The 8,313-nt window shown below is 56.3% G+C and carries 6 protein-coding genes; 1 reads left to right on the forward strand and 5 read right to left on the reverse strand.

Features of this window, described 5'->3' with window-relative positions:
• Positions 1–43: 43 nt before the first annotated feature.
• The gene (locus ABEA92_RS02760) at positions 44–259 is read right to left on the reverse strand and encodes a hypothetical protein (protein WP_345682262.1); all 216 of its coding nucleotides are present in this window, start codon (positions 257–259) and stop codon (positions 44–46) included.
• Positions 260–881: 622 nt separating this feature from the next.
• On the opposite strand from ABEA92_RS02760, the gene cdd reads away from it, so the two are divergent.
• Positions 882–1,298: a cytidine deaminase gene (gene cdd, locus ABEA92_RS02765; protein ID WP_345682263.1), complete on the forward strand. Its 417-nt coding sequence runs from the start codon at positions 882–884 to the stop codon at positions 1,296–1,298.
• Between the two features lie 7 nt (positions 1,299–1,305).
• Here the strand turns inward: cdd and ABEA92_RS02770 are convergent, their stop codons facing one another.
• From ABEA92_RS02770 to ABEA92_RS02785, 4 genes are all read right to left on the reverse strand, one after another.
• Positions 1,306–3,552, reverse strand: coding sequence for a site-2 protease family protein (locus tag ABEA92_RS02770; protein ID WP_345682264.1), 2,247 nt, complete (start codon positions 3,550–3,552; stop codon positions 1,306–1,308).
• Between the two features lie 153 nt (positions 3,553–3,705).
• Entirely contained in the window at positions 3,706–5,097 is a 1,392-nt protein-coding gene (locus ABEA92_RS02775) for an efflux RND transporter periplasmic adaptor subunit (protein ID WP_345682265.1), read from the reverse strand.
• Positions 5,094–6,086 (reverse strand): efflux RND transporter periplasmic adaptor subunit, encoded by a 993-nt coding sequence (locus ABEA92_RS02780; protein WP_345682266.1) that lies wholly within the window; start codon positions 6,084–6,086, stop codon positions 5,094–5,096. Before ABEA92_RS02780 ends, ABEA92_RS02775 begins: the two co-directional genes overlap by 4 nt.
• 3 nt (positions 6,087–6,089) lie before the next feature.
• Complete coding sequence (locus ABEA92_RS02785; protein WP_345682267.1) at positions 6,090–8,138, reverse strand: TolC family protein; 2,049 nt, start codon at positions 8,136–8,138, stop codon at positions 6,090–6,092.
• Positions 8,139–8,313: the final 175 nt, after the last annotated feature.

Genomic DNA, 8,313 nt, shown 5'->3' on the forward strand with positions numbered 1-8,313 from the left:
TTTGGACCGTGGCCAATCGTGCTTCCAGCACCACCAGCTTCTTTCATAGCGACTGGACTTCCGCTTGGACTTGCACGAGCCGATCGTCCGCGGCTTTGGATTCTTCGGCGGTGACGATTCCGTCGGCCTGCAGTCCGAGTAGCCGGCGGTATTCTGCTCGACGCATCGACTCGATCTGCTTCGCCGCCTGCCATTGCGTTCGCATGCTTTCGGTTTGCGTTTGCAATCGGTCTCGATCCACTTTGGCTTTTACTTGCAAGTCGTGGCAAGGGTGAGGCTGGCGTTGTTAACGTTTGCCGCTTCGCCACCGCGTCGCGATCACGAGGACCGTCCGCCGGGGGATCCTGGGCCACAAGGATCGACGTGGCGAATGATCCCCCCAGCAGAAAAACCGCAGGCAGAATGATCGACTTCATCACGGGTCTCCATCGGCTTGCGAAATGCCGTGTGTTTGAAATACCGGTTGCTCCGGCGGCGATCCACGAAGCGTTTTCTTAGGCAAAACCCCTTGAAATAGCGCGAAACCGCGGCGTGATGGGGATTCGAATTGGCAAAAGCCATTCGATGGATCGAGACCATGTGCACAGCAGATTGGTAGCGTCGTCCATCGGTGCACTCGTTTTTGGGCGAGACGGCAACGCGGCATGTTGGGAAGGGCAGAGAACCTTTTCCATTGCCGGTGGAACAAGATGCGACAGGTACGGCGTGATTTGCTTGCTTTACACCTGAAAACCGTCTAAAACATGAGCAGAGTCCAAGGTGTCAAATCGGTCGCTTCGTCACGCAATCAACGACACAACGCTTCTCTTCTTCCTTGGTCACTCTTCCGACATTGCTGCTTTTCACGCATAGCTACTTTTCACGATTAATCGAGCACAACGATGGTGGATCTAAAGACCAAAGAGATTGACCGACTCATCCTTTCTGCGACCACCGCTCGCGACCAGGCGTATGCTCCCCATAGTCACTTTTACGTTGGCGCGGCATTGCTGATGAACGATGGCACGGTCGTGATCGGTTGTAATGTCGAGAACGCCAGCTATTCGATGTGCTTGTGTGCCGAACGAGTGGCGGCATCGTCGGCAATCGCCGCGGGGTATCGCGAGTGGCGTGCGATTGCCATAGCCAGCGTCGGCGGTGTGGCGCCGTGTGGTGCATGCCGCCAATTCTTGGCCGAATTCGGATTAGATCTGCCGGTGATCACCACCGATATCCTGGACGGAAGTTACAAGGTCCGAAATCTCAAACATTTGTTCCCCGAAGCGTTCGACGGATCCAGTTTGCCACATCACGCGTGATGCGTGGCTATTGCGAACGGCCGAGTCGCCGGAAATCGGTGGCGATCGCATCGTAGACGCGTGCCAATAGCGGACGATTGTCGCGGATCGTCATACTGCCAAGCTGGCCAGACCGAACCTCGGCACTGGTGATTGGATCCAATTTGGTAATGCTTTCCAAATAGGGTTGTGCCAATCGCATCTTTCCCGAACCATCCAACGTCGGTTCGACCGCCAACGGGCCGCCGACATTGGCCGCTAGCGCTGGATGAATCAACGTGCGTGAGGCGCGTGGCCGCAGCGACGCGGGTTTGGCTTTGATCGTCAAACCGCCTCGCAATCGCACGCGTGACGGTGAATCGTTCTGAGTTGCCAATTGGTACGCGTCAACGTCTTGCTCGGGAACCAGGGCAAGCAGTTCTTTCTCTTGAGGATCCGAAACCCTCAACAGTTCCTCTCCTGCGGAAACGAACCGTCCTGGCAGCGACTCGACTTGGTTGCCAACGATGTAACCCGAGCGAGTTGCGATGACGGTCAGTTGAGCGATCTGTTCATCCATTTCGGCAATTTGGCGTCGCAGCGCATTGGCGTTTTCCAGTGATGTCGCGGCTTTGGACAATTCGCCTTGTCGCCGATATTGGATCGCACGCAGCTCGACGATCTCGAGGTCGTCCACCTTCTTTTCACGCCGGATCCTTAATTCGGGATCCTTCAGCCGCATCAACAGCGTTCCCTGATCGACATGTTCGCCGCGCTCGACGAACAGCGACTCGACAAACGCATCACTGGGGGAACGAGCGATTTGTTCGTCTTGAAAACGCACGACCACGGGAACGCGACGATCAAACGGCGACGACACCGTGCCAAGTTGTTGAACCAGCGTGATCAGCAAGCTCGCGTAAAACAGCATCCGGCGACGATAAACGTTCAGTCCAAATCGTTCGCCTGGTTCGAGTGTCCAAATCTTCCATACCCACCGGACCGTCGGAATCAGAAACCACATCAACACGCCTGCCACAGCAAGCAGGATTCCCAATCCACGCGCCCACATCGCGACTCCCAACACCAGCCCGCCCATCCAAAAGACTTGAAAGACAACGCTACAAGCCGCGTGAATCGAAGCAAACCAAACTCGCCATCCTGACAACAATTGACGTGTTTGCGGGATACCAAAGAACAATCGCTGTAGCACTGCCCCTAATTGCCGGCGGCCATGCATCCGAAGATTTGGGATCTCTGTCAAATCGGAAACCACGTAATAGCCGTCAAGCCGCAACAGCGGATTGGCGTTGACCAACAGCGTGGCAGGTCCCGAGATCAAAAAGAATTGGGCGGTGATATGTTTGGCATAACCTTCGGGCAGCAGCCACCAAGCCCACGCAGCCACGGCGGCCGCCGCAAGTTCAAAGTAAACGCCGCCAAGTGCAATTTGAACTCGATCGATGCGTCGACGCAATTTCCATGCGTCGGTGACATCGACATAGGCCAGCGGTGCGAGCAGAAAGAACATGATCCCGACCTGGCCGACTCGCACGCCATGATGCTTTGCCGCGACCGCATGCCCCGCTTCGTGAATCAGTTTTGCAACCACCCAAATCAAAAACAGCATGGGCCAAAGCCCGGGATCAAACATCCGCCGCAATTCCGCGGCAAATGCTTCGAAGTGCCCATAGACCACACACAAGCCACTCAGCACAAGCAGCGTCCACAGCGAAAAGCCAATCGGCTCAAAAGCGTTCCCCAGGTATCGGGTCAACCGCGTCGCGATGCGATCACCGCGAAAAAGCGGAAAGCGTTGGCTGATCAGCAGTGGCAAAAAACGAAGCAGCGTGACGAGCGCGGCTGGCCGAGGTCGGCTTGGCGATGGTGGAGCTGCGTCACCGACCGGTTCGCTCGTTTCGGTTTGACCGGACGCGGCATCGCGGTTGTGACCAGCATCCATATTCGCCGCCGCTGGTGAATCGGTTCCTGCGGTCGATCCTTGTTTGATCACGGCCACGTTGGCTTGGACCAACTGGGCGATAAATTTTGCGAGGTCTTCGGTAGTCCACTCGATCCCTTCGCTGCGCAGCGACTCGTACAACTCGGGAACGCCCCGAACCCCGTCCAACAGCGATGCGACACGATATTCTTCGGCGCCCAATTGAAAGAATTTTCCGGTCGCCTCGTGGTGGGACACATAGGTCGTCCGTCCCCCAATCTCGCGTGAGATGAAGGTCACTTCGGGATCGAGGATCACGGTGGGCATCGAAGGTGAATTGGCGTCGCTGCTCATGATTTCACTAAAAATGTGAGATAGGCTTCCAAACGGTCATCTGCGGGTTTTGGGGTTGGCGAAAACTCGCAAACCGTTTCAAACATCAACCTTCCACGGCATACGCCTCGGCGATGTTCGCTTGGGCAGACACGGCACGATCGGCCGGACGCTTTAATAACCGACCCACCATAGCACCCGTTCAAAACCGCCACGAATCCACGACCACACCCACGGTCTTAATGGGCCATACGTGGTCGCGTCCCCTTGCATCCCCGGTCGCAGTTTGCCGTTGCTGTTTTCGACTTCGACCCGTCCGATGAACACGTTTTTATCGTCACGGATCACCGAGGACGGATAGAGGTCATCGAGTTCTTGATAGATCGAGCGACCGCCGATCGAACCAAACCGGATTCGTGCAGGCGAATCGCTGCTGACAAAATCGATTTCGTGTGCCGGAATTTCAACTTCAATCGCCATTCGATCCATCGGCGAGATCTCGAACATGGTTTGTCCCAGTTCCAGCGGAGATCCGACGTATTGACTCAGATCGCCGCTGATGATCACACCATCAATCGGGCTGACCACTTCGAGTCGTTGCAGTCGGTCGGAAAGCAATTGCAGGGTGCGGTTGAGTTGCCGTTCCCGCAGTCGTGCTTGCTGCGCGTCCGCGATGCGGCCGGTCGCCAACGCCGTGTCGTGTTCCTTGGTCGCTTGTTGGATTTCGGCCAAGATGGATTCGCGTTCAAGCCGTAGCGGACGTCCATCGAGCGTGACCAATAACTGCCCCGCCGTGACCGTTTCGCCTGGCTTGACGTGGTTCGCTAATAACGTCGCTTCGAACGGTGTCGCAACCAAACGCTGCTCAATCGGCTGCACCCGGGCCGTGCAAGCGACGCGGTAGTGGACAGGCCAGAACGCCAACAGCACCAAGACCAGCATCAACGCACCGGCGATGGTCAATGTCCGACGAGTCAGATTGCGAATCGCTTTGGGAGCGGCATACCTAGGACGACTCCAAAACACATTCGACAGCGTCCGAATGATCGTTCGCAGCCATTCCCCAAAAACTGATTTGTTTGCCACTGGATAGATCCACAGCAAACAACGCTGATCTGAATCACTTTGCGGCATGCACAAGATCATCGCTTGATCGTTGATCAAAACGCCACACGGGGCGTCGACTAACTCGGTCCACTGCTGGGCAGCAGCGATCCGAGGACTGCTTTCCGGTCCGAGCCATCCCAAGCGTTGATCGTACAGTCGTTTGAGTTGGTCGTTACCGATACCACAACGCACGGTGGCATCGGGGAATCGTCTGGCAATCTCTTGGGTCAATATCCGCATCGCATCGACACGGGTATCCGCCGTGGCGATCGCGCCGATGATCTCGAACAATTTGCCCAATTGTTCGGGCGGACTCTGCTGCGATGCCGTGCTTGAAGTGGTTGATTTTTGCGTGGAATCGCTTGACGCCGACGGATTGACCGCGTCTCGGTTTCCAGTCAACGAGACGTGCAGCATTGCATCGGATTTTAGCGTTTCGGATGACGGTACAATGCTCACCTTGTCACTCCCTCCGGCGATCTTCGATCGTTTCGCTGTGGCCGATGGGACACCGATGGCAAGGTGCCTGCGGGGTCACGTTGCGAAGCAGGCAGGATGCTGAGCGTGCATCGATCGCCCGCCCGCAAATCGTGTTCGCGATTGTTCAATTCGACTCGGACCTGCACCGTTCCGCTTTCACCGTCGATATCCGGTGCAATCGAACTGATCTTGGTATCAATGGTCTTGCCGTTACTGCGCAAGAAAACTCGGGCGGGTGTCCCGATGCTTAGCCGTCCGATCTCTTCGGCTGGAACATTGAACACGCCGATCAATCGATCCATCACAAGCAAACGGGCAATCACAGGATCGCTCGGCGAAACATATTCACCAGGTTCGCGAAACAGTTCGGCAATCACGCCACCGACCGGGGCTACGATTTTTCGTCGCTCTAATTGCAATTGATACCGTTCTAATTCCAAACGCCGCAGATGCGATTGTTCCTTCGCGGCCACCAAACGGGCTTCGGCGATTTCCAAGTCCGCTTCGGTGCGACGCAATTCATCGGGCCGAGCCATATCCTTAGCCGCCAATGCACGGACCATGCCAACGCGTTGTCGCTGCAATTCGGCTTCGACACGCACCGCATCCTCATTGCCGCGCATGTTGGCTTGCATTTCGGCCAATTTAACAGCCGACGATTGAACCTCATCATCAAGTCGTCCAATGACCTGTCCTGCTTCGACCGAATCGCCAAGCTCGACTTCCATTGACAACAACAATCCAACTTCGGCCGCAGCCACCATAATGTCATGCTGGGGTTCGGTGAAACCGTCGTAAACCAACGTTTGCGGCTGCGAATAGCTCGGTGCCTGCGAAAACGCCTGCGGCGGATCGGCTAGCGAAATGGCGCCGAGGCTGCATAGCAAGGTTGTCGAAACAGCGATCGACTTGATGCGGTTCCGCAGCATTGACATTCCCCCCCATTCGCCTGTTTGTGTTCGTTTCATGAGTTAGGGCCCCCTATTGTCAATGGTTTCGATCAACCCCGAGCCTGTGGTACCAAGCCCCAGTCGCGTGGGTCGCTGCGTCGCAGGCGACGTGACGCGAATTTCCACGGCGGGTGGCAGCGGAGTCGGCGTTGCAGTGTTCGGTTTTGCCCAAGGCAGCATCCGTGGTTTGGATGCGGAATCGAGTGCAGCGTTGGGCGTGACGCTGTCAGGTGTGTTTTTGGATGCGTCCGCGGGCGAAGAAATAAGCATGTCATCGGCGGGATCGCCCGATCGATGCTGGAACGATCCGAATTCGCCGCGAGGAATCATCGTGCCGTCCGCGTCGTCAGCGGTACGGACAATATCGATATCGGTGCGTCCGGGAACACGCATCGTTTCGATGTTTTCGTGGATCAACAGATTGCCCATCGCTCGTTCGAGTTCGATCAACGACACCAAGTAATTGACTTGCGTGGACACCCACTCGCGTTCGGCGTCGGAGCGACGCTGTTGAGCATCAAGCAGATTTTCAAGCACCACACCGACCCGCGTGCCATCGCCACCGAGCATCCGGTAGCGTTCGGTCAAGACCGATTCTTCTTCGATCGTGGCCATCACGGTTTGGCGTTTACTTTGATGCTGGGCAATCGAAGTGTCGACGTCGATCAACGCGGTTTCGATCTCGGCGCGTGTGACCTGCATGGTTTCACGCAGTTCTTCTGATTTTTGACGGTACCAATGAACGGCTTCGCGATGCCGTGCGCGGGCATAGCGATTGCCTTGCGGCATTTCGTACTGAAGTGCCGCACTCAATCCCGGCCCTCCTTCGGTAAATTGTTTTCCGAACGATCCGAAGACGTCGTTGCGTCCATTCAAACCGGCCAAGTAGGCATCAAACACGGCGTTCAGTTCGGGCAACAATTGATTTCGCGTGATTCGCATCGAAAGCGCCGCCGACTCTAACTCCTTCGCAGCCGCACGAACTTCGGGACGGTTCTCGAGGCCTTTGACGACCGCATCTCGAAGTGTCCACTGCAGCGATGCCGCCAGCGGCGGATCCAACGGGATCATTTCCAATGTGTTTTCTGACGAAACAAGTTCCGCACGACCAATCAACATCGCCAATCGGGCCTGTTGACGCCGCACGTTGGCTTCGGCCGAAATGATTTGATCCATCCGTCGTGCCAAGCGTCCGCGGACTTTCGCCAACTCGATTCGGCTGGAATCAAAATCCGCACGTCCAACGATGATGCGTTCGATCTCTTGGCCACGCTCCAGCAGCTTTTGTTGCTGCAAGAAATGACAGCGTGCTTCGTAAAGATGCCAATACGCCGTCATCACGTCGGCAATTCGTTTCTCGACCTGCCGGCGCATCTCTTGCCATGAAACCCCTGCATCGATTTGAGCCTGGGTCAACAGTCGCTCGGTATAGACTTGACCGCCACGGGCCAACAAGGGCCGGGTCAAGCTGAGACTCAGGCGTGAATTGCCTTGATGTTTGGGGTCAAAGAACAGGCTATTGCTGTTGAGCGTGCCCAATTCCTGTGACAAATCCCAAGTCGAACCGCCGCGAGTGGTCCGGGCGACTCCTGCGGAAACGCCAAACGTATCCTGCTGCAGCCGACTGGGTCCCCCGGTGGTCAGGGTGTTGCCGACGGGGTCGTTGGTCATCCCTGCATTGGATTCCAACAAGATCTTGGAATCAAAGGCCGCATCCTGCTGAGTGATCTTTTCCAATGCCACACTGGTTCGACTCGAAACACTTCTGATCCGCGGACTGTGCGTCAACGTGTCCAGCAATACCGTATTCAGATCAAACGAAACCCAATGCGGTTGCGGCATGATCGGCCCTGCGATGGAGGCATTCCACCACTGAAAATCATACGGATCGGCTGGGGCTGCGGAATTTGCAGCGGTGCCAGGATCGGCTGAATCCGCGGGATGGGCTGGGGATAGCGGCTGTTCGCTGCCATGCTCGGCCCTGACGACAGACGCAGTGCCCGCTAACGTTGCATAGGCAACGATGGCTAGCACAAGGCCCAGCGACCAGAAAGAGCGACTGCGAAACATGACGGGTTGTCTTACGTACCTTCGGAGGGGCAAACCGATACCGGCGTACAGAAGCCGTATGCGTTGTATCGGACAGACCGGGGGTCACGTTGTGACGACTATCGTGAAAAATGTGCCGTCTCGATCGTTGCAATCGGGTAACCGTTGCAGCAGTGAAACTCAACGCAATCGTTAA

Origin of the sequence: Novipirellula caenicola, assembly GCF_039545035.1 — a bacterium.
In the GTDB taxonomy this organism is placed as follows: Bacteria; Planctomycetota; Planctomycetia; order Pirellulales; family Pirellulaceae; genus Novipirellula; species Novipirellula caenicola.